Origin of the sequence: Acidipila sp. EB88, assembly GCF_003858395.1 — a bacterium.
In the GTDB taxonomy this organism is placed as follows: domain Bacteria; phylum Acidobacteriota; class Terriglobia; order Terriglobales; family Acidobacteriaceae; genus EB88.
The window spans coordinates 2,485,658-2,506,377 of record NZ_QWEV01000005.1; the positions used below are offsets into that span (position 1 = coordinate 2,485,658).

Sequence of the window (20,720 nt, forward strand, 5' to 3'; positions counted from 1 at the left end):
TGGACGCGTTATCCGCCTGCAAAGTTCACCATGTGGCAAACTGCCCGAGGCTATACTTTTCGGGCATGCCAACCAACCGTCTCTGCCCTTCCTCCGCACGCGTGCGCACAGTTGTTGCTCTCCTGCTTTTCGCCGGCGCTGCAGCGCCAAACTGCTTCGGCTGGGGCTCCGACGGGCATCGCATCATCAACCGCCTGGCCGTGGTATCGCTGCCCGGGGACGTGCCAGCATTTCTGACCACGCCCACCGCCTTGGCGGAAATCGAGTACCTGGGGCCGGAGCCGGACCGGTGGCGCTCCCCGGCGGAGCCGGAGCTGAGCGCAGAGCAGGCACCCGACCACTTCATCGATCTTGAATATGCGGATGTGCTCGGCCCCCTGCCGCCTCGCCGCTATGACTTCATCGAGCAGCTCAGCCGGTATCGCGCTGCGCACCCGGGCGAGGCCGCGGTTGAGACGCCCGAAAAGGTAGGGATGCAGCCGTGGCAGACCGAGGAAGTCTGGGAGCGGCTCAAGTCCGGTTTCCGAGAGTACCGGGCAGCCCTGGCAAAGCACGAGGACACCCGGCCGCAGGAGGCCGCGGTGCTGTTTTACGCAGGCTGGCTCGGGCACTACGTGGGCGATGGCTCGCAGCCCCTCCATGTCACCCGCGACTATAACGGGTGGGTCGAGAAGGAGAACCCGCATGGCTACACCACCGACCACCACATCCACGCCGACTTCGAAACCACGTTTGTAGCTTCGGTGATCAAGCCGGCGGACGTGGCATCCCTGGTGCAGCCGCTGCAGCCGATTGGCGACGAATGGACCGACTACCTGGCTTACCTGCGGCACTCAGCCTCGCTCACCGAGCAGACCTACGCGCTTGAGAAAGCAGGCGGCTTCAACGGCATGGGCACGCCGGAGGGCAAGGCTTTTACCGCGCAGAGGCTGGCAGCCGGTGCCGGCATGCTGCGGGACCTGATCTACGCGGCTTGGCAGAAGAGCGCCGAACCCGTACCCGAGTACCACCACGATGCCCCGTCCGGCCCGTCCGGCGCGAAGTCTCCTGCCGGCGGCAACTGATCCGCTGGGCTGCCCGGACACTGGATCGCCAGGGCAACACAACACGGGAGGACAGGAGCTGCCGCGCACAGCGTTGCGGCAGCGCTGTTCCTGGCCGGGTGTGTTGCCGCGAAACGTTCCGTGCTGCTAGTTGCCGCCCCGGCTCCAGAGCGAACCCAGCCCGCCGTCCACGCCGAGCACCTGCCCCGTGATCCAGCTTTGCGCCGGGTCGAGCAGGAACGCGATCGCCGAAGCGATGTCTTCGGGCTTCCCCAGGCGACCCAGCGCATGCATGTTGAGCGAGGCCTTCATCGAGGCTTCGTTGCTCATCAGCCGCGCGGTCAGTGGGGTGTCGGTCAGCCCGGGCGCGACGCAGTTGAACCGCAGCCCTCGCCGGGCGTAGGTGGCAGCCGCAGAGAGCGCAAGGCCCTGCACGCCCGCCTTGGCTGCGGCAATCGCCTCATGGTTCACCAGCCCAATGCGTGCCGCGGCGCTGGACACCAGCACCACCGAGCCCGTGCCGGGGATCGCCTTCACCGCACCACGCATCGCCGCGAACGAGCTCTTGAGATTGTGCGTCAGCACCGAGTCAAACTCGTCATCCGTGGTCACATGCCCGGGCTTCAACAACAGGGAGCCGAAGCAGTTCGCTACGCCGTGCAGTTCACCGAACTGGCGCGCCCCTTCTGCGATCGCTGCTTCAATCGAGGCACTGTTCGTTGCATCGGCAACGGCCTGTGCCGCGCCAAGCTCGCCGGCAAGCTGGCGTAGCTTTTCAGGGTCGCGTCCGGCGATCAGCACCCGGTCGCCGCGGGCGATCAGGGTGCGGCAAAGCGCCGTGCCCACTCCACCGTAGCCGCCAAGAATTACAAAATTTGCCACAGCCTTGCTCCTTCAGTCGTCGGTTTCTTCGGGATCACGGCGGGTTGGATGACGGGAAGCGGCACCTGCGTGCCGGTCGCCCCGGCCGCGTACCTTCGTGGCGTAAACACCACCGAAGCGCTGGCTGCGTGCGGCAGCCAGCACTCAGGAGAAGCCGAGCGGCTCTTCCTCGGCCGTCAGTGAGAGCAGTCCGCGCGTGCGCAGGGTGCTCAGCACCTGTTCCACCGACCAGTCCAGTGAAGAGGTTCCATCCGCCACCAGGTCCGCCCAGCGGGCCGACGGGCGCACAAACTGCTCGGCCATCGGGCGCACCGTGGCACGGTAATGTTCGGCCACCTGCTCCGGGGCACGGCCGCGTTCGCGCACATCGCGCCGCAGTCGTCGTTCGTAGCAGATCTCGTCCGGCGTATCCACGTAGACCGTGAGCGCCGCCAGTGCGCGTACCTCCGGCCAGTGCAGCGCAAAGATGCCGTCAATCAGCAAAACGTGCGGTTCGCAGACCCGCTCCGTCCGGCCACCTACGCGCGTGTGGGTTGCGAAGTCATACGTGGGGCGATCAATGGAGCGGCCTTCGGCGAGCTCCCGCAGGTGCTCAATCAGCAGCTCGTGCTCCAGCTGGTCCGGGTGGTCGAAGTTCTGCCACTGGCGCTCCTTCGCATCCAGGTGGCTCAGGTCGCGATAGTAGTGGTCCAGGTGAAAGTGCGTGCCTTCCAGCTCTCGCGCAATCTCCTCTGCGAGCGTCGTTTTGCCCGAGCCGGAAGCCCCGGCGATCGCGATCAGCAGCGGGCGTTGCGTTTCCCTGGTCTCCGGATACGCCCGGCTCAATCTTCATCCCCGTTATCGAAGCGGTCGAGCGTGTCGAGAGCTTCCTCGTCGCTTCCCGGCGATGGTTCAAACTGCGCCAGCAGGTTGGTTTCGGGCGGCCGCTCCAGGTAGGCGGCGGCACGCGGCACAATGCCGTTCAGCAGGGCAGTAAGCTGCTGCTCGACGCCGCGACCAGTCTCCATCACTTCTTCATGGCTCAGCGGATGGGCGTCCACCCCGGCAGCCATGTTGGTCACGCAGGAGATGCCAAGCACCTCAACCCCTGCCTGCCGCGCCGCGATCGTCTCCAGCGTGGTTGACATCCCCACCAGGTCCGCACCCCACATGCGAAACGCACGAATCTCCGCCGGCGTCTCGAAGGAGGGCCCCAGGACGCTGATGTACACGCCCTCGGAGATGTAGGAGCCATTTGCCGCGGCAGCCGCATGCGCCAGCTGGCGCAACGGGCGCGAGTACGCCTCGCTCATGTCGAAGAAGCGCGGGCGCTCGCCCCGGAGCGGGCCCACCGCCGGGTTCAGCCCCGACAGGTTGATGTGGTCCGAGATCAGCACAAGCTGGCCCTGGCGCAGATCGAGCCGGATTCCGCCCGCCGCATTGGTCAGGATCATGACCTTGACACCGATTGCTGCCAGTACCCGCACGGCAAACACCACTGCATCGGCCGAGTGGCCTTCGTACGCGTGCACGCGGCCCTGCATCACCAGCACCGGCACCCCGTTGAGCTCGCCTGCTACCAGACGCCCGGCATGGCCCACTACGCCGGAAACAGGGAAGTGCGGAATCTCCGCGTAAGGGAGGATGGTTGTGTTGCGCAGCCGTTCGGCAAAGGCGCCCAGGCCCGAGCCCAGAACAATGGCGATGCGGGCGGTGAAGCCGCCCAGTCGTTGAGCTAAGTACGCTGCGGCTTGATCAAGACAATCTGCGTCGGCCACACTGGCCGGGGAGTCTGCTGGCTGGTTCATCGGTAGCCCCAGTCTACCCGCTGTTTCCGTTAGCGAAAGAGCATGCCCACAATCGAAGCCGACATAAGGTTCGCCATGGTGCCGGCCAGCATCGCGCGCAGCCCCAGCCGCGCCAGCTCGTTGCGGCGCGTCGGCGCAAGCGCCCCGATGCCGCCGATCTGAATGCCGATGGAGCTGAGGTTGGCAAAGCCGCACAGCGCAAACGTTGCGATGGTGAACGAACGTGGATCGAGCATGCTCTTCTGCGCGCCCAACAGCGAGTACGCTACCAGTTCGTTGATCACCATGCGGGTGCCCAGCAGGTTGCCCACCAGCGTGGCCGAGTGCCACGGGATGCCGATCAGCCATGCGATCGGCGCGAACACAAAGCCGATCACGGCATCGAGCGAATGCGGAAACCAGTGCGCGTGGTTGTGCGCCCAGCCAAAGCAGCCATTCACCATGGCGATCAGCGCCAGGAACGAGATCAGCATGATGGCCACGTTGAACGCGAGCTGACCGCCATCGATGGTGCCCCGCGCAATCGCAGCGAGCAGGTTTTCGCCCGCGTGGGCTTCGTCCTTGGGCATGTGCACGGTGCCCTCGGTCGCCGGCGTTTCCGTTTCAGGCACCAGCATCTTCGAGATCAGGATGGTGCCCGGCGCCGTCATGATCACGGCAGCCAACAGGTGCTTGGCCTCGATGCCGTACAGGATGTACGCCGCCATAATGCCGCCGGAGACATGCGCCATGCCGCTGGTCATCACGGTCATCAACTCGGAGCGTGTCGCGCCAGGCAGAAAAGGCCGGATGGTGAGCGGCGCCTCGGTCTGCCCCATGAAGACGGAAGCCGCGACATTGAGGCTCTCCGCGCCGGACACGCGCAGGGTGACCTGCATCAGCCGCGCAAAGATCCGGATGACGACCTGCATCACGCCCAGCGCATACAACGCCGAAAACAGGGCCGAGATGAAGATAATGGTCGGCAACACTTGGAAGGCAAAGATGGAGCCGAACGTGGAGTGCTGCTTGCCCAGCTCCCCGAACACAATTGAGGAGCCGGCAAATGCGTAACTCAGCAGCGTGTTGATCGCGGAGCCGGCCGCGGCGATCCCGCGCTGGCCCCACGTCGAGCGCAGCACCACGAAGGCGAAACAGAACTGCAGCCCGATTCCCCAAAACACGGTGCGCCAGCGAATGGCGCGACGATCCGTCGAAAACAACCACGCCAGCAGCAGCATGGTGAGCAGGCCAAGTATCCCGGTGAATCGTCCCAACGCGAGCCCCTTCATGTAACGAGCAAACCCAGCATACCGTCTGCCGTTCGGGCAGCAACCGGCGGGCGGGGACTGGGCACTACGTTGCAGCTACCAGGCATTGTCCCCGCCGCGCTGCGTAGGTCCTAACGCAATGCTGTGATGACTTCTGCAATGAGCGGCGGTGGTTCGCGCCGTTCTGCCTCGATGGTGACGGCGCCCTCAAGCAAACGCGTCGGCTCGGCAAACAGCCGTTCTTCCGCCGCAAACAGCGTGCATACCGGCTTGCCCTGTTCCACGCGCTGTCCCAGCTTCACATGCATGGTGAGCCCGGCATGCGCATCCACCGCGTCGCCAACTTCAACCCGGCCTGCGCCCAGGCGCTGTACCGCCCAGCCAAACGCCGTGGTGTCCAGCCCGTTCAGGAACCCTGTTTCTTTCGCCGCGATCACGAGGCGCGCGCCGGGTGCGTGGTAGCTCGCTGCAGCGTCAAGCACGCTGAGATCGCCACCCTGGGCGGACACAATCGCTCGAAAACTCTGCCACGCCGCGCCACTCTCGAGCAGGCGTTCGGCCTGCCGATAACCCTGCTCGGCATCCGGCGCTCCGCCTCCAAGAAACAGCATCCAGCCCGCCAGCACCAGTGAAAGGTTGCGCAGGTCCTGCGTCATCGGGGAGCGCTCGCCCTGCAGCAGCGCGCAGCACTCGGCCACCTCGATCCAGTTGCCGGCGCTCTCGCCCAGCGGCTGGCTCATGTCCGACAGCACCGCGACCGTCTTGGTGCCTGCCCGCTCGCCGGTCTCCACCATCAGCCGGGCAAGAAAGCGAGCCGCTTCCGGGTCGCGCAGAAAAGCGCCCGAACCGGTCTTCACGTCCAGGATCAGGCCATCGAGCCCGGCGGCCAGCTTCTTGCTCATGATCGACGCGCAGATCAGGTAAGGGCTCTCTACGGTAGCGGTACGATCCCGCAGTGAGTAGAGCGTGCGATCCGCGGGTACCAGCCTGGCGCTCTGCCCGGCCATGCAGGCCCCGGTTGCTGCCAGCACGGTGCGCATCTCGGCGAGCGACAAGCTGGTCCGAAAGCCGGGAATCGTCTCCAGCTTGTCGAGCGTGCCGCCGGTGTGGCCCAGCGCGCGGCCGCTGATCATCGGGTCCAGCAGCCCTGCCGCCGCCGCAATCGGCGCCACGATCAACGAAGTCTTATCGCCCACCCCGCCGGTGGAGTGCTTGTCCACCACCGCGCGTCCCAGGTCCCGCGCGTCAAACGTTTCGCCTGACCAGCGCATCGCCTCGCACAGTTCACCCAGCTCCGCGAGGGTCAGACCCTTGTGGAACACCGCCATGAGCCACGCGGCGAGTTGCGCCTCCGGAATGCTCTCCGCGGCCGCACCCGCGACGAGGAAGTGGATTTCCGCCGCGTCGAGCGGCTCACCGTCTCGCGTCTTCCGGATCAGGTCCACAGCATGCAGCGAGGGCTGCATCAGAGTGCCGCCTCGAACTGGAAAGAGTGCGGCAGCAGGCTGCGGAACGACACGGTCGCAAGCGCGAGGCCGGTCTGGCCTGGAAAAACCACCAGCGCATCCGGCGTGACAAACTCGCTCAGTACCTGGCGACAGGCCCCACACGGCGGACTCGATGCATGGTTAGCGTTGGCCACCGCGATCGCCACGATCCGCGGCGAGGCACCCCGCTCGCTCACCGACCGGAACAGGGCATTGCGCTCGGCGCAGCTCGTCAGTCCAAACGAAGCATTCTCCACGTTGCAGCCGGTGACCACGGCGCCATCGTCGAACAGCAGGGCAGCACCCACGCGGAAACGCGAGTACGGGGCGTAGGCGAGCAGTGCGGCCGCCTGGGCCTGGGCATACAGTTGGGCAAGTTGTGCGGCGTCGTCTGGGTGCATGCTGGCGCTCTTGTGTCTTCGAGGATGTGTCTGGAGGCTACCTGCACCGGCCGGACCGCTGCAAGCCGCCTGCGTGAATCTGCGCGGCGCGGCAGCACCTCCACCTCACCCGGCCGGGGCGCCACTCGCCGGCGATCCAGTGCTGCGCCAACAGCTGCTCCACACTGGTTAAACCAGATGCTGCGCGCTTTCCTCCTCCGGGCATGCGTCGCCCGGCTTCGCGCATCGAATAAGAGCTTGTTTGCGCATTCATGAAGACGACAAAGCCTAAAGACGCCTTACCGAACACGATCACCATTGCCGATGCTCCAGTTGCCGCGCCCACGCCTGCCGAGGAAGCCGAGGCCGCTCTGCGCCTTTTTCATCCCGTCACCGCAGACTGGTTCCGTGCCGTGTTCGAGCGGCCCACCTCGCCCCAGCGGCTCGGCTGGCCGGCTATTGCCCGCGGCGAAAGCACGCTGATCCTGGCGCCGACCGGTACCGGCAAAACGCTGACCGCGTTCCTGTGGTGCCTGGACCGCATCATGCTGTCGAGCGTGCCGCCCGCGGAGACGGCGCCACCGGCCGCCAAGCCGAAGCGCAAGCCGCGCGAGAGTGGCGGCTGCCGCGTCATCTACATCAGCCCGCTCAAGGCGCTGGCCGTGGACGTTGAGCGCAACCTTCGCTCTCCACTTGCCGGCATCGCCAACATGGCGCGTCAGCGCGGCGTCCCGGTGCACCTGCCCGAGATCTCCATCCGCACAGGCGACACCTCGCAGAAGGATCGCGCACGCTTTCGCCGTCACCCCGGCGAAATCCTGATCACCACGCCCGAATCGCTCTACCTGCTGCTCACCTCCGACTCCGCTGCCTCGCTCAAGACGGTCGAAACCGTCATCATCGACGAAATTCACGCGCTGGTGCCGACCAAGCGCGGGGCGCATATGGCGCTTTCGCTCGAGCGCCTCGAAGCGATCACTCGGGAGGCCACGGGCAAGCCGCTGCAGCGCATCGGTCTCTCCGCAACGCAGCGTCCGCTGGAAGAAGTGGCGCACTTTCTCGCCGGCACGCAGCCGCGCGAGGTTCTGGCCGAGCTCCCCTTGCCCCCGGCTGAAGCCGCCGAAGACCTGCGCCAGGAAAGCGAGCGCGAGTGGACCAGCGAGGCAGAGGTAGTTGCCGATGAGTTGGCAGCCCCCCAGGCTGCGCGGCAGCCGTCGCGCGAAACAACACCGGCAGAGATTGCGGAGACTGCGGCCCGCTATCGCCCGGTCACCATCATCAACGCGAGCGAGCCCAAGCGGCTCGAGCTCAAGATCGAAGTACCGGTCGAAGACATGGCCAAGCTCGGCGAGGTGCAGGAGCTGCCAAGCGGTGCCGCCTCGCAGGGGCCGAAGCGCACCTCCATCTGGAGCGCGATCCATCCGCGTTTGCTCGAGATCGTGCGTCAGCGCACCTCCACGCTGATCTTCGTCAACAGCCGGCGCATCGCCGAACGGCTTGCCGGCGCGCTCAACGAGCTTGCCGAAGAGAACATCGCCCGCGCGCATCATGGTTCGCTGGCCGCACCGCAGCGCTCCGAGATCGAAGAGCTGCTCAAGGCCGGCAAGATCAAGGCGCTGGTCGCAACCTCGTCGCTTGAGCTCGGCATCGACATGGGCGCGGTCGACCTCGTGATCCAGATCGAAGCGCCGCCATCCGTCGCGAGCGGCATGCAGCGCATCGGGCGCGCCGGGCACTCGGTTGGCGCGGCAAGCGAAGGCATCATCTTTCCCAAGTACCGCGCCGACCTTGTTGCCTGCGCCGCCGTCACACGCGCCATGCACGACGGGCTGGTGGAGTCCACGCGCTTCCTGCGCAATCCGCTGGACGTGCTCGCGCAGCAGATGGTCGCGATTGTGGCCCAGCCGCCTTCACTCGCTCTTCGCGATGAGGAATCAAAGCGCACGCGCAAGCTCAAGGCCGAGTTCGACGAGGATCGCTCGCCTGGTCTGCACGTGGAAGAGCTGTACGCCATCGTGCGCGCCTGCGCACCCTATGCAGACCTGAGCCGCGGCGCATTTGAAGGCGTGCTTGACCTGCTCGCCGGCCGCTACCCCTCGGACGAGTTCGCGGAGCTCCGTCCACGCGTCACCTGGGATCGCGTCTCGGGCATCGTGACGCCGCGGCAGGGCGCCAAGGGGCTTGCCATTCTCAACGGCGGCACCATCCCGGATCGCGGTCTATATGGCGTGTTTCTCTCCGGCTCCGAGAAGAAGCCGATCCGCGTCGGTGAGCTCGACGAGGAGATGGTCTTTGAGTCACGCACCGGCGACACCTTCATTCTGGGTGCCAGCACGTGGCGCATCGACGAGATCACGCACGACAAGGTGCTGGTTTCACCCGCACCCGGCGAGCCCGGCAAGATGCCGTTCTGGCATGGCGACAATGCGGGACGCCCGCTGGAGTTTGGCCGCCGCATCGGTGCGCTGGTGCGCGAGTTACGCGCGCAGCCGCACAATGTCGCACTCACGCGTCTGGTGCGCGAGCATGACCTCGAACCCAAGGCAGCCGAAAACCTGCTGCGTTACCTCGCCGACCAGGAAATGGCAACCAGCGTGGTGCCAGATGACCGCACCATCGTGATCGAGCGCGTGCGCGACGAGCTCGGCGACTGGCGGGTGTGCGTGCTGACCCCGTTCGGCTCGCGCGTGCACGCGCCCTGGGCGATGGCGGTCACGGGCCGCATCCGTGCCAGCGGCGGCCCCGATGTTGAGGTCATGTGGGCCGATGATGGTTTCGTGCTGCGCTTTCCGGAGTCGGATGTCGCGCCGGACGCGGACATGCTGCTGCTCGATGCGGAGGAAGCCACCGCGCATGTGCTGCGGCAGCTCGGAGCAACCGCTCTGTTTGCCGCAAAGTTCCGCGAGAGCGCCGCGCGTGCATTGCTGCTGCCCCGCAAGCGCGCCACCGGCCGCGCTCCCTTGTGGCAGCAGCGCAAGCGCGCGTACGACCTGCTCGCCGTCGCATCGCGCTATGCTTCGTTTCCCATGCTGCTTGAGGCCTATCGCGAGTGCATGCGCGACGTGTTCGACATGCCCGCATTTCTTGAAACACTGCGTGCCGTCGAGAAGCGGCAGATCCGCGTGCATGTTGCCGACACGCGTACGCCGTCCCCGTTCGCTTCGTCACTGCTGTTCTCCTACGTGGCCAACTACATCTACGACGGCGATGCGCCACTCGCCGAGCGGCGCGCGCAGGCACTCTCCATTGACCAGGAGCAGCTGCGCGAGCTGATGGGCGACGCCGACCTGCGCGAGCTGCTCGATCCGGAAGCGATCGCCGAAGTGGAAGAAACGCTGCAGTCGCTCGGCGAGATGGGCCACGCGCGCTCCATGGACGCCATGCACGACCTGCTGCTGCGGCTCGGCGATCTGACGCGCGAAGAGCTGCGCCGGCGCACCACGTCGGCCGAAGTGTTCGACACGCTCGACCGGCTGCTGCGCGCACGACGCGTGCTGGAGGTACGCGTCGCCGGCGAGAAGCGACTGATCGCGGTGGAAGACGCGGCGCGCTATCGCGACGCGCTCGGCATTCCGCTGCCACCCGGGCTGCCCACTGCGCTGCTCGCTGCCGTGGCCGCGCCTGTGCTCGAGTTGCTGCGACGTTATGCGCGCACCCACGGCCCCTTCACGCTTGCCGAAGCACAAACCCGCTTCGCTCTCGATGCGCAGATCACCGAGGCGACACTGCGCCAGTTACTGCTCGATGGCCGCATCGTCGAAGGCGGCTTCCGACCGGGCGGCATCCACCGCGAGTGGTGCGATGCCGAGGTGCTGCGGCTGATCCGTCGCAAGTCGCTGGCCCGCCTGCGCAAGGAGGTGGAACCGGTCGAGCAGCAGATGCTGGCGCGGCTCGGCACGCACTGGCAGGGCATCCTGCAAAAGCGCTACGGCCTCGACGCGCTGCTCGATACGATCGAGCAGCTCCAGGGCGCGCCGCTGGTGGCTTCGCTGCTCGAAACCTCGATCCTCCCGGCACGCGTGGTTCGCTACATGCCGGGCGATCTCGATACGCTCATCGCCGCGGGCGAAGTAGCCTGGTGCGGCCTGGACGCGCTGGGCGAGCACGATGGGCGTGTCGCCCTGTATCTCGCCGAGATGTTGCCCACCCTGCGCGCTCCGCGCCCTGCCGACGCAGCGCCGCTTTCCGAAAGGGAAGAGCAGCTGGTCGCGCAGCTCGGTCGCAGCGGCGCCATGTTCTTCTCGCAGCTGCACGACGCGGTAGGCGGCGGTTATCCAGGCGAAACGCTCGATGCCCTGTGGTCGCTGGTGTGGCGCGGCATCGTGAGCAACGATACCTTTCACGCATTGCGAGCTTACGTGCAGAAGACCGCGGCCACGACGCGCAACCCCAAGCGACAGCACAACCAGCCAAGCAGCTTCCGCTCGCGGCGCACCACGCCGGCCAGCGCGCAGGGCCGTTGGACCCTGCTGCCGCCGCCTGACCTGCAGGCACACGGCACCGAGTGGAGCCACGCGCTCACACAGCAACTGCTGAACCGCTACGGCGTGCTCACGCGCGAAAGTGTCGCCAGCGAGAATGTGCCCGGCGGCTTCTCTGCTGTGTACGACGTGCTCAAAGCCATGGAGGAGAGTGGCAAGATCCGCCGCGGCTACTTCGTCGCGGGCCTGGGCGCAACGCAGTTCGCGCTCCCGGCTGCGGTGGACCTGCTGCGTTCTTTGCGATCAGGAGCGCAGAACGACGAAGCCGAATTCGTAACCATCGCTGCGACAGATCCTGCAAACCCGTATGGGTCAGTGCTGCGCTGGCCCGCGCCCGAGGAGACAGAGGAGCAGGACGCAAGCGCGGGGCGCACCCTCACGCGCAGCGCAGGCGCTAGTGTAGTCATGCGCAATGGAGAGCTGCTCGCCTACATGCGCCGCGGCAATCCGCACGTGCAGTTCTTTCTGCCGGCGGACGAGCCGGAGCGCTCGCAGGCCGCGCGCGATCTCGCTGCGCACCTGGCAAGCTCAACGCAGCAGGAGATGCGCAGCGGCTCCGAGGCGCAACAGCGCGGCGGGCTATTGCTTGCCACGATCAATGGCCAGCCCACACACCTGCACTGGATGGCCCGCATCCTGCAGGACACCGGCTTCCAGGCTGCGCCGATGGGCTTCAACGTGCGGCGTGTTCTGCCGTCGGTCGCCAGCAGCCCGGCAAGCGGCAGGGGAAACATCTCCGGAGGGGTGCACTAATGCCAGAGGGCGATACCATCTACCGCTCGGCCCGTGCACTCAGCCGGGCGCTCACCGGCAAGGTCGTCACCGCGTTTGAGACAGCGCTCGCGCCACTCGCCAGCGTCGACGACAACACACCAGTCCATGGCCGCACGGTAGAAAACATCGAGGCTAACGGCAAGTGGCTGCTGATTTATTTCTCCGGCGACCTCATCCTCGTCACGCACATGCTCATGAGCGGCTCGTGGCACATCTATCGCGTCGGCGAGCGATGGCGCGTCCCACGTCGCGGCATGCGCTGCGTCATCCGTGTTGAAGACTTCGAAGCCGTAGCATTTAACGTGCCGGTGGCGAAGTTCTTCACCGCGCGCACCCTTGAGCGCAACAGCATGATCCCCAGGCTCGGACCCGACCTGCTCCGCGCCGACTACGACGAGCAGGAAGCACGCAAGCGCATCCTGGCGCGGCCCGACGAAGAGATCGCGAGCGTGCTGCTCAACCAGCAGGTGATTGCCGGCCTCGGCAATGTGTACAAGTGCGAGGTGCCGTTTCTGTGTGGGGTGCACCCGTTTCGCAAAGTCTCCTCGATCACGGAGAAAGAACTCGACGACCTGCTCTACCAGTCGCGTCGACTCATCGGGCTCAACGTGCAGGAAGAATCAGAAGACAAGATCCTGACCTACACCGGCGCTCGCCGCACCACCAACTCATCAAGCCAGGCTGCGCGGCTGTGGGTGTACGGACGGCAAGGGCAGCCCTGCCGCCGCTGCGGGACAGCTGTGCTGATGCGCAAGCAGGGACCTGATGCGCGCTCCACCTACTGGTGCCCGCAGTGCCAGCCGGGCGATGCCCTCGTCCAGGGCTGGGCCATGACCAGCGGGCGTAAGCGCGTGGGCTGCTGATCGCGCGAAAGCGCGGGCAATCAGCAGCTAAGCTTACTCCTGCGGTTGTGGCTGTGGTTGCGGCTGGGCATCCTTGGGTTTGTGCCCGAAGAGCTTGCCGAAGAAGCCCGGCTTCTTTTCCTGCGTAGGCTCCGCCGGCTGCAGTGCAGGCTCGGTCGTCGCGGGGGCTCCCGGCACAGGTGGCTGCTGTTGCGGCTGCGCTGCCTGTGGACCCTGCGGGTTCGCGGTTACTGGCTGCTGCTGTTGCGGATTCTGCGGCTCGTGCCCGATGCCAAACAGCTTCTGGAAGATGTTGCGCTGGTCGTTTCCTGGCGCGTCACAGGTCCCGGTCGGCTGTGTCCCGTCGAGGAATGCGGCCGTGTAGTTGTTGTCCGGGCAGCTTGCATCGGCCAGCAGGTTGGTGGCCTTGTCGAGCCGCACCAGTGAGACTCCGGAGGGCGGCGCGAAGTCGTGCGTGTCGCTGTACTGCGGCAGCGCCACGGCCCGCTTCATGAACTCACCCCAGATCGGCCCGGCCGCATCCGCACCCTGCAGCTTGATATCGGAGTAGTCATCGTTGCCGACCCAGATGATGCAAAGCAGGTTGCTGGTGTAGCCAGCGAACCACGCATCCCGCGAGGTGCCGGTCTTGCCTGCGGCCGGCGCGGAAAAGCCCATCGCGCGCACGCCTGCACCGGTACCATTGCCGCTCAGTACAGCTTGCATCATGTTGGTTGTTAGGTAGGCAACGCGCGGGTCGAGTACGGGGTGGGTCTGCGCGGTAAAGTCCTGCAGCGGGTCGCCATTCGCCGAACGAATCGAAGCCAGCATCCATGGCTTGATGGCCGTGCCATTGTTCGCAAAGACCGTGTACGCACCAGCCATTTCGAGCGGCGTTGCGTCATACGAGCCAAGTGCAACTGCAGGCGTTGCGCGTGCACTTATAATGCCTGCATCTCGCGCCAGCGCTGCCACGTTACCAAAGCCGACCATCTGTCCCAGCGCGATAGTCGCATTGTTCATTGAGCGCTTCAACGCGAACTGTGCCGTGACCTCATCCGTATACTCGCCGTGGAAATTGCGTGGCGTATAGGTCTGCCCGTTGCCGTAGTTAAAGGTCTGCTGCTCGTTCGGCAGCATCATCACTTGTGTAAACACGCCGGTCGTACCATCCGTATTCGCAAGCTCAGTGCCGGCAAGTGACGAGTTAAACGCCGAGGCATACACAAATGGTTTAAAGATAGAGCCGGTCGGCCGGTGCGACGTCGCATGGTTCAACTGCGACTGCCCATAGTTGCGACCGCCCACCAGCGCCAGCACCTGGCCGGTATGCGGATCGAGCGCGATCAGCGCCACCTGCGGGTAAGTGATGGGGGTGCCCGCAGCAGCATCCTTGGCATGTAGGTGATCGACCAGCTCGTCCACGTGCTTCATGCCGGCTTCCACCGCAGCGCTTGCGGCTTCCTGCAGCTGCGGGTCGAGCGAGGTGTAGATGCGCAACCCTTCCTGGTTCCAGTTGCTGTCCCCCAGCTTCGCGGCCACCTGGTCACGCACCAGGTCTACAAAATACGGTGCCTGGTTCTGCTGCACGCTCTGCGAGGCAAGGCGCAGCGGCGACGCCTTCGCTTCTTCGGCCTGTTCCTTTGAGATGGCTCCCGCCTCGACCATCGCGTCCAGCACCACGTTGCGACGCTCCACCGCGCGCACCGGGTGGCGCATCGGGTTCAGGCGGCTGGGGCTTTGGATCATGCCCGCAAGCAGCGCGCACTCCGGCAGGTTGAGCTTGCTCACATCCTTGCCGAAGTAAGTCTGCGCGGCCTCGCCAAAGCCGTTGATCGCAAACGACCCAGCCTGCCCCAGCGGAATCTCGTTGGCGTACATCTGAAAGATCTGCTGCTTGTTGAAGCGGCTTTCCAGGTGCCAGGTAATCATGATCTCGAGCAGCTTGCGCTTGATGTGCTTGGCGGGGCTCAGGAAGAACCCGCGCGCGAGCTGCATCGTGAGCGTGGAGCCGCCTTCGGTCGAGCCGTGGTACCCGTGATGCAGTAGATCAGCACGCGCGGCGCCGACCATGCGAATGTAATCCACGCCGCCGTGGGCAAAGAAGCGCCGGTCCTCGATCGCCGTGACCGCTGGCACAAGGTACTGTGGCAGCTCCTGGTAGGTAACAAGATGGCGCTTGGTCCGGGTTTCGTCGGAGAGCCCGGTGATCAGCAGCGGCTCCAGCGCGTAGCTGGCAAGCTGTTCGCCATTGGTCGCCGTAATCTGCTGGACCTTGCCGCCATCAAACGTAATGGTGGCAGCCTCGGGCGCATGGAAGCTCTGCGGCCCGGGCCGGATCGTGATGCTTTCCTGATTGGCCGAGAACGTGCCCCGCTCTGACTTCGCGCTGTCCGAGTCGTCCGTGTACCCCGCCGTGCGCAACTGTTGCGCTACCACCGCAGCGGTGAGCCGCTGACCGGTGCGCACCTGCCGCGCCGCAGCGTAGATCTGCGCCGTGCTCACAAATAAGGGCTTCTCAAGTCGCTGGTCGACGATCTGGCCGTACTTGTGGAAGTAGTAGCCGAAGACGGCGGCGCCAGCGAGAGCAATGGTTACCACGGCCACCAGCACGACGGCCAGCAGCCGGTGAAGCCCAGGGCGCGAAGCGCCCGTGCGCGGAAGTGCAATTCGAATTGCCAAGCAGCGTACCGCCTTGTCCTCTAACGAGTGTGGCTTGCGGCCCACGCCCGGGGGAAGGCGGAGCAGGGAGTCGCAGAAATCCGTTATGTCCCGATTCGGCAGGACAGCTGTTGGACGCCTTGCCGAACCCGGGAGATAACGCCGCGCCAAAGAAAAACTACAGGGCAGACACGTGTGCGGCGACAGCGTCGAGCGCCACGTCCTGGGTCGTGCCGGTTGCGCGGTCCACCACTTCCACAAACCCGTCCGCAACCTTCTTGCCTACATTGATACGCAGCGGGATGCCCACAAGGTCCGCGTCCTTGAACTTCACCCCGGCACGCTCGTCGCGATCGTCCAGCAGCACATCGAAGCCGGCTGCCTCGAGCTGGTTCGCCAGGTGTTCGCCGGCAGCCAGCAGCGCCTCATCCCGCACATTGGTGATGGTCACCACGACCTCAAAAGGCGCGATGGAGCGGGGCAGCCATGGGCCATTCGGATCGGTGCCGCGGGTAGCCGACTGCTCGATTGCCGCTGTGAGAATACGTTCGATCCCGATGCCGTAGCAGCCCATGATCGGCATCTTTTCCTTGCCGTTCTGGTCGAGCACGCGGGCCCCGAGCGCCTCGGCGTAGCGGTAGCCCAGCTTGAAGATGTGGCCGATCTCGACCGCCTTGCCAATCCTCAGTGGTGCTGCAACTCCCTCGGGAGCGTTGGGCGCATCTTCGCCTTCGTTTGCATTGCGAATATCGGCAAGCGCGGTCCAGTCGAAATCACGGCCCGGGCACACATTGCGGAAGTGGTAATCCAGCTTGTTGGCGCCGCATACCAGGTTGCGTCGACCCTCGAGCGCGCTGTCGACCACGACCAGCAGCCCGGCATCCGTGATTGTCTTGGCGGCAGCAAGGCCCACCGGGCCAAGGTAGCCTGCCGGCCCCTGGAGCCACTGCGCCAGCTCGTCGCCGTTCATGGTGCGCAACTCCACACCCTGCACCGTGCCCAGCAGCTTGGTTTCGTTCACCGAGTGGTCGCCGCGCAGAAAAGCCGCCACCGGCTTCCAGGCAGACTTACCCGCGGCATCGCGCACCTCGGCCATGTAGGCCACGCACTTGATGTCCTGCGCCGGCAGGATGCCGAAGAAGGCAGCCACATCCGCGATCGCAGCCACTCCCGGCGTATGCACAAGCTCGGGCTGGCCATCACCGGTCGGCTGGAGGTCGTCAATAGGCGCGAGGCGCGAGGTCGCCTTTTCGATGTTGGCGGCGTAGCCCGTCTCGACATTGCTCGCGATCAGGTCTTCGCCCGCCTCGGTGTAAACCATGAACTCCTGCGACTGCGAACCGCCCATCGCGCCCGAGTCCGCTTCCACGGCCACAAACTCCAGCCCGCAGCGGGTGAAAATTGCGCAATATGCCGCATCATGCAGGTTATAGGACCGGTCCAGTCCGTCCTGGTCAATATCGAAGGAGTAGGAGTCCTTCATCAGGAACTGGCGCACCCGCAACAGCCCGGCCTTGGGGCGCGGTTCGTCGCGGAACTTGGTCTGGATCTGGTACCAGATCTGCGGCAGCTGCTTGTAGGAGCGCAGTTCCTTGCGCGCGATATCGGTCATCACCTCTTCGTGCGTCATGCCCAGGCAAAGGTCGGCACCCTTGCGATCCTGCAGCCGGAACATGTTCTGGCCCATGGTGGTCCAGCGTCCGCTCTGCTGCCAGAGATCGGCGGGCAGCAGCGCCGGCAGCAGGAACTCCTGGCCGATCCGGTCCATCTCCTCCCGCACGATCGCGGTGATCTTCTGAATGGAGCGCTGGCCAAGAAAGAGGTACGAATAAATGCCGGCGCCTAACTGGCGCACATACCCGGCGCGCAGCAGGAACTTGTGGCTCGCGACTTCAGCGTCGGATGGCGCCTCGCGCAGGGTGGGGATGAAAAGCTTGGACCAGCGATGCATGAAGGAAAGACGCCTTTCTTCCCGTTCGCGGAGCCTGGATGCACTCGGCAGAAACGGGCAGTCTGGACGATTCTAACCGTCTTCGGCGGCATACGCCCCGGCAACAGGCCCAAGCAAAGGCCCACTCGCGGGACTGCGCCGATCCATGTAGCCTCCACGCACCCCGCACGTACCTGCGACCCGCGAACTCTCCGATTGCCGCCGGAACCATGCAGCGGCGTGCGCTTTCGCCAACGAGGCCACCAACACACAGGCCGTAGTCGCGATTTCAAAACCGCAGCCAAGCCTGCTGGCAGCAGCGTTGCCTCCCGGGCGCAACCCAGACGACGACGCTGCCCCCGCGCACCCCGCGTGGGCTCGACCGCCGGCCATCGCGCGGCCAGCCGGAAGCGGTGGCTGGGGCAGAGTGGAACAGCCAGCTTTGGCTTAAGCGTTCACCGACAACTTGCCGATGGACACAGTGTCCGTCCCGCTATCATCCTGGCTCGTGCCCAGCCCGAGATTCGACACAACCTGGCTCTCGGGAAGCCCAAGGTTGGCGGCAATCTGCTGCAGGCTCTGACCCTGGGTCAGCATCTGGCGCATTTGTTCGGTCAAGGTCGGGCGGGGCAGCGCCTCAGCGGGCGAGTCGCCAAAGCTGGTCAGTGACTGAAGAGCAGAGATTCCTGAAACGGACATGTCACACCTCGGGAAACCTAAACTGTCTGCTCCCCTATCGGCACTTTGTCCCAAAAGTTCAGGGCTGGATCTCCGATTTCTTGAAAAAATATGCTGGAGCCCACAACGGCATACCCACCCGGGCCGAAAAGCCCTTAAACCAGCCCCAGACCCCACAACGCATGCAGGTGCACGACGCCGGCGAGCGAGCCATCCGCCTCCTGGACCACCAGAGAGGTGATGCGGTGCTGTTCCATCACGGCCAGGGCACTGGCCGCGAGCTCATCCGCGCCGATCATGTGGGGAGCGCGGTGCATCACGTCTTCGGCCCGCAGTGCCAGAGCATCGCCGCCATGGCCCACCAGCAGCCGCCGCAGGTCACCGTCACTCACCACGCCAGCAACGTTCCCGCTCGCATCCAGCACCACGCACATGCCCAGTCCCTTGCGGGTCATCTCGTCGAGCACCTCGCTCATCGGCGTACGTAAACTGACACTGGGAATGCGCTCGCCCGTGTGCATCAGTGCGCGCACCGACGCCAGCTGCTTACCCAGGCGCCCCCCGGGGTGCAGCCGGGCAAAATCTTCCACGCGAAACCCCTTGCGCAGGGACACAGCGATGGCCAGCGCGTCGCCCAGCGCCAGCATGGTCGTCGTCGAGGCCGTCGGCGCCAGCCCGAGTCCGCAGGCCTCCCCGGCCACGCTGCAGTCCAGGGCGACGTCACTTGCTCGTGCCAGGGTCGATTCAAGATTGCAGCAAAAAGTGATCAGGGCATCGCCCACCCGCTTGATCGTTGCCAGCAGGCGCAGCAGCTCCTCGGTTTCGCCGCTGGCCGAGAGCGCCACCACCACGTCGCCCGGGGCCAGCATGCCGATATCCCCGTGCACGGCTTCAGCCGGGTGCAGAAACAGGGCCGGGCTGCCGGTCGAGGAGAGCGTCGCCGCAATCTTCTGCGCGATGATCCCGCTTTTGCCCATGCCGGTCACGACGACGCGCCCCTGCACGCAGCGCAGCAGCAGGGCGACTGCCTGTTCAAAAGGCGCAGCCATGGCACCATCCAGCCGGTCGGCAAGGGCAGACAGCGCAGCTGCTTCGGTCCGGACGAGCATGGAGGGGGTGCTGGGTGGCATGACAAGCCCCATCAAAGCACTGGTTCCGCCGCCAACGCAACCTCGCGCGCCACTCGGCCTGCCGCAAAGGCTCACCATGCAGAGTCGTGTGACAGCCCCGCAGCGTTCACTGGCATCTTCTACACTAAACAAAGCATTTTGTTGTGCATGCAGCTGATGGCCACCGCGTCTCCAGTCCTGGCGCATGCAGAAGGAGCACTCTTGGCCCGTAAAACGTTGGTCATTCTGATGGTTCTGGTAGCGCTTGGCTTGATTGTCTGGGCAGGAGTCAGCAACTTCCACACCGGGCAGGCACAGAAAGCGGGCACGAACGGCCTGCAAGGGCACGGGCCAGAGATGGTGCTGACGCCGGCCGGCCCCGGCGACGCCGCCGGCACGGCGACGGTGCCGCCCGACAGTGCGGACGCAGCGCTGCCACCAAGCCCCCTGCTGGGCAAACCCGCACCCAACTTTGAACTGATGGACTTAGGCGGCAAAAAGGTCTCGCTCGCCTCCTACAAGGGGCGTCCGGTGCTGATCAACTTCTGGGCGACCTGGTGCGGACCCTGCAAGTACGAGATCCCGTGGCTGGCAGCGTTGCACACGCAGTATGCTCCGCAGGGCTTCGAGATCCTTGGCGTCTCTTCCGACTCGCTCGACCAGGAAGAGCAGAGCAAGGCCGGTGAAGAGAAGGCCGAGATTGCGAAAGCTGCCGACCGGCTGCACATCAACTACCCTGTGCTGATCGGCGGCGACACCATCACGCAGCGTTATGGCGGCATCGACCTGCTGCCGCAGTCGTTCTACGTGGATCGCAACGGCAAGATTGTCGCGGTAATCACCGGGGCCGGCTCCAAGCAGGAAGCAGAAGCCGACATCAAGAAGGCGATCGCCAGTGGTGCCTAGCCTGCGCCTGACGACCGGGCTGGCGGTGGCCGCCCTGCTGCTCGCGTGCTCCTTGGGCGCGCAGGATATGCCCTGGCAGACCCACAAACCGGCCGCCGCTCAGGGCGAGCCGGTGCAGTACGTCTTTCCCGAGCAGGCACAGTTGATAGTCGGCGAGCCGCACGAGGTCGATCTGCACTTCCGCATTCGCGAGGGGCTGCACATCAACTCGCATGTTCCGCGCGACAAGGGTTTCATCCGCACAGAGCTGATCGTTGTGGAGCGGCCCGGCGTCGTGGTTCAGGCCGTGATATTTCCAGAAGGTGCGGAGTTCAGCTCCAAGGCGTTTCCCGGAGAAAAGCTCAGCGTGTACACGGGTGAGGTGGTGCTCCACGCCCGCCTCAAGGCTTCCCGCCCCGGCGAGCAGATGCTCGCGGCGGCACTGCGCTACCAGGCATGCGACGCCGATGCCTGCCTTCCGCCGAAGACCGCACCGGTCGCCCTGGACATCGTGGCACGTTAAGCGCGCCC

15 protein-coding genes are annotated in these 20,720 nt (G+C 65.3%); 5 read left to right on the plus strand and 10 right to left on the minus strand.

Going from position 1 to position 20,720, the window contains the following annotated elements; all coding sequences use genetic code 11:
* Nucleotides 1-65 precede the first annotated feature (65 nt).
* Nucleotides 66-1,064, plus strand: a complete 999-nt coding sequence (locus D1Y84_RS10895; RefSeq protein ID WP_124848525.1) for a nuclease — start codon at nt 66-68, stop codon at nt 1,062-1,064.
* 126 nt (nt 1,065-1,190) lie between these two features.
* Here the strand turns inward: D1Y84_RS10895 and D1Y84_RS10900 are convergent, their stop codons facing one another.
* The 6 genes from D1Y84_RS10900 to D1Y84_RS10925 all read right to left on the minus strand — a co-directional run bounded on the left by D1Y84_RS10900 (nt 1,191) and on the right by D1Y84_RS10925 (nt 6,850).
* Nucleotides 1,191-1,925 carry an SDR family NAD(P)-dependent oxidoreductase gene (locus D1Y84_RS10900; RefSeq protein WP_124848527.1) on the minus strand — a complete coding sequence of 245 codons (735 nt, stop codon included), beginning with the start codon at nt 1,923-1,925 and terminating at the stop codon, nt 1,191-1,193.
* Between the two features lie 144 nt (nt 1,926-2,069).
* Nucleotides 2,070-2,750 carry a uridine kinase gene (udk, locus tag D1Y84_RS10905; RefSeq protein ID WP_124848529.1) on the minus strand — a complete coding sequence of 227 codons (681 nt, stop codon included), beginning with the start codon at nt 2,748-2,750 and terminating at the stop codon, nt 2,070-2,072.
* Complete coding sequence (locus tag D1Y84_RS10910) at nt 2,747-3,712, minus strand: purine-nucleoside phosphorylase (RefSeq protein WP_124848531.1); 966 nt, start codon at nt 3,710-3,712, stop codon at nt 2,747-2,749. The genes udk and D1Y84_RS10910 overlap by 4 nt, the downstream gene beginning before the upstream one ends.
* A 29-nt stretch (nt 3,713-3,741) precedes the next feature.
* Nucleotides 3,742-4,968 carry a NupC/NupG family nucleoside CNT transporter gene (locus D1Y84_RS10915; protein WP_124848533.1) on the minus strand — a complete coding sequence of 409 codons (1,227 nt, stop codon included), beginning with the start codon at nt 4,966-4,968 and terminating at the stop codon, nt 3,742-3,744.
* A 125-nt stretch (nt 4,969-5,093) separates the two neighbouring features.
* Nucleotides 5,094-6,428: a thymidine phosphorylase gene (locus tag D1Y84_RS10920; RefSeq protein WP_124848534.1), complete on the minus strand. Its 1,335-nt coding sequence runs from the start codon at nt 6,426-6,428 to the stop codon at nt 5,094-5,096.
* The gene (locus D1Y84_RS10925) at nt 6,428-6,850 is read right to left on the minus strand and encodes a cytidine deaminase (protein WP_124848536.1); all 423 of its coding nucleotides are present in this window, start codon (nt 6,848-6,850) and stop codon (nt 6,428-6,430) included. Before D1Y84_RS10925 ends, D1Y84_RS10920 begins: the two co-directional genes overlap by 1 nt.
* Nucleotides 6,851-7,101: 251 nt before the next feature.
* Between D1Y84_RS10925 and D1Y84_RS10930 the strand changes: the two genes are divergently transcribed.
* Both D1Y84_RS10930 and D1Y84_RS10935 read left to right on the plus strand, forming a co-directional pair.
* Nucleotides 7,102-12,063, plus strand: a complete 4,962-nt coding sequence (locus tag D1Y84_RS10930; protein ID WP_124848537.1) for a DEAD/DEAH box helicase — start codon at nt 7,102-7,104, stop codon at nt 12,061-12,063.
* Nucleotides 12,063-12,947 carry an Fpg/Nei family DNA glycosylase gene (locus tag D1Y84_RS10935; RefSeq protein WP_124848538.1) on the plus strand — a complete coding sequence of 295 codons (885 nt, stop codon included), beginning with the start codon at nt 12,063-12,065 and terminating at the stop codon, nt 12,945-12,947. The genes D1Y84_RS10930 and D1Y84_RS10935 overlap by 1 nt, the downstream gene beginning before the upstream one ends.
* A gap of 33 nt (nt 12,948-12,980) precedes the next feature.
* On the opposite strand, the gene D1Y84_RS10940 is transcribed toward D1Y84_RS10935, so the two are convergent.
* From D1Y84_RS10940 to D1Y84_RS10955, 4 genes are all read right to left on the minus strand, one after another.
* A complete protein-coding gene (locus D1Y84_RS10940) occupies nt 12,981-15,608 on the minus strand; it encodes a transglycosylase domain-containing protein (protein ID WP_124848539.1) in 2,628 nt (875 codons plus the stop codon).
* Between the two features lie 157 nt (nt 15,609-15,765).
* Nucleotides 15,766-17,538 (minus strand): proline--tRNA ligase, encoded by a 1,773-nt coding sequence (locus tag D1Y84_RS10945; protein ID WP_124848541.1) that lies wholly within the window; start codon nt 17,536-17,538, stop codon nt 15,766-15,768.
* A gap of 426 nt (nt 17,539-17,964) precedes the next feature.
* Entirely contained in the window at nt 17,965-18,216 is a 252-nt protein-coding gene (locus D1Y84_RS10950) for a hypothetical protein (protein ID WP_124848543.1), read from the minus strand.
* A 134-nt stretch (nt 18,217-18,350) separates the two neighbouring features.
* A complete protein-coding gene (locus D1Y84_RS10955; RefSeq protein WP_233581346.1) occupies nt 18,351-19,325 on the minus strand; it encodes an SIS domain-containing protein in 975 nt (324 codons plus the stop codon).
* A gap of 201 nt (nt 19,326-19,526) precedes the next feature.
* On the opposite strand from D1Y84_RS10955, the gene D1Y84_RS10960 reads away from it, so the two are divergent.
* Both D1Y84_RS10960 and D1Y84_RS10965 read left to right on the plus strand, forming a co-directional pair.
* Complete coding sequence (locus D1Y84_RS10960) at nt 19,527-20,210, plus strand: TlpA disulfide reductase family protein (protein WP_124848547.1); 684 nt, start codon at nt 19,527-19,529, stop codon at nt 20,208-20,210.
* Nucleotides 20,203-20,712 carry a protein-disulfide reductase DsbD domain-containing protein gene (locus tag D1Y84_RS10965; RefSeq protein WP_124848549.1) on the plus strand — a complete coding sequence of 170 codons (510 nt, stop codon included), beginning with the start codon at nt 20,203-20,205 and terminating at the stop codon, nt 20,710-20,712. Before D1Y84_RS10960 ends, D1Y84_RS10965 begins: the two co-directional genes overlap by 8 nt.
* The last annotated feature ends 8 nt before the right edge of the window (nt 20,713-20,720 follow it).

Excerpts from the sequence above, each read along its gene's own strand:
- D1Y84_RS10895 (WP_124848525.1), top strand. The coding sequence starts at position 66 with ATGCCAACCAACCGTCTCTGCCCTTCCTCCGCACGCGTGCGCACAGTT.
- D1Y84_RS10910 (WP_124848531.1), bottom strand. The coding sequence starts at position 3,712 with ATGAACCAGCCAGCAGACTCCCCGGCCAGTGTGGCCGACGCAGATTGT.
- D1Y84_RS10920 (WP_124848534.1), bottom strand. The coding sequence starts at position 6,428 with ATGCAGCCCTCGCTGCATGCTGTGGACCTGATCCGGAAGACGCGAGAC.
- D1Y84_RS10925 (WP_124848536.1), bottom strand. The coding sequence starts at position 6,850 with ATGCACCCAGACGACGCCGCACAACTTGCCCAACTGTATGCCCAGGCC.
- D1Y84_RS10930 (WP_124848537.1), top strand. The coding sequence starts at position 7,102 with ATGAAGACGACAAAGCCTAAAGACGCCTTACCGAACACGATCACCATT.
- D1Y84_RS10935 (WP_124848538.1), top strand. The coding sequence starts at position 12,063 with ATGCCAGAGGGCGATACCATCTACCGCTCGGCCCGTGCACTCAGCCGG.
- D1Y84_RS10945 (WP_124848541.1), bottom strand. The coding sequence starts at position 17,538 with ATGCATCGCTGGTCCAAGCTTTTCATCCCCACCCTGCGCGAGGCGCCA.
- D1Y84_RS10950 (WP_124848543.1), bottom strand. The coding sequence starts at position 18,216 with ATGTCCGTTTCAGGAATCTCTGCTCTTCAGTCACTGACCAGCTTTGGC.
- D1Y84_RS10955 (WP_233581346.1), bottom strand. The coding sequence starts at position 19,325 with ATGCCACCCAGCACCCCCTCCATGCTCGTCCGGACCGAAGCAGCTGCG.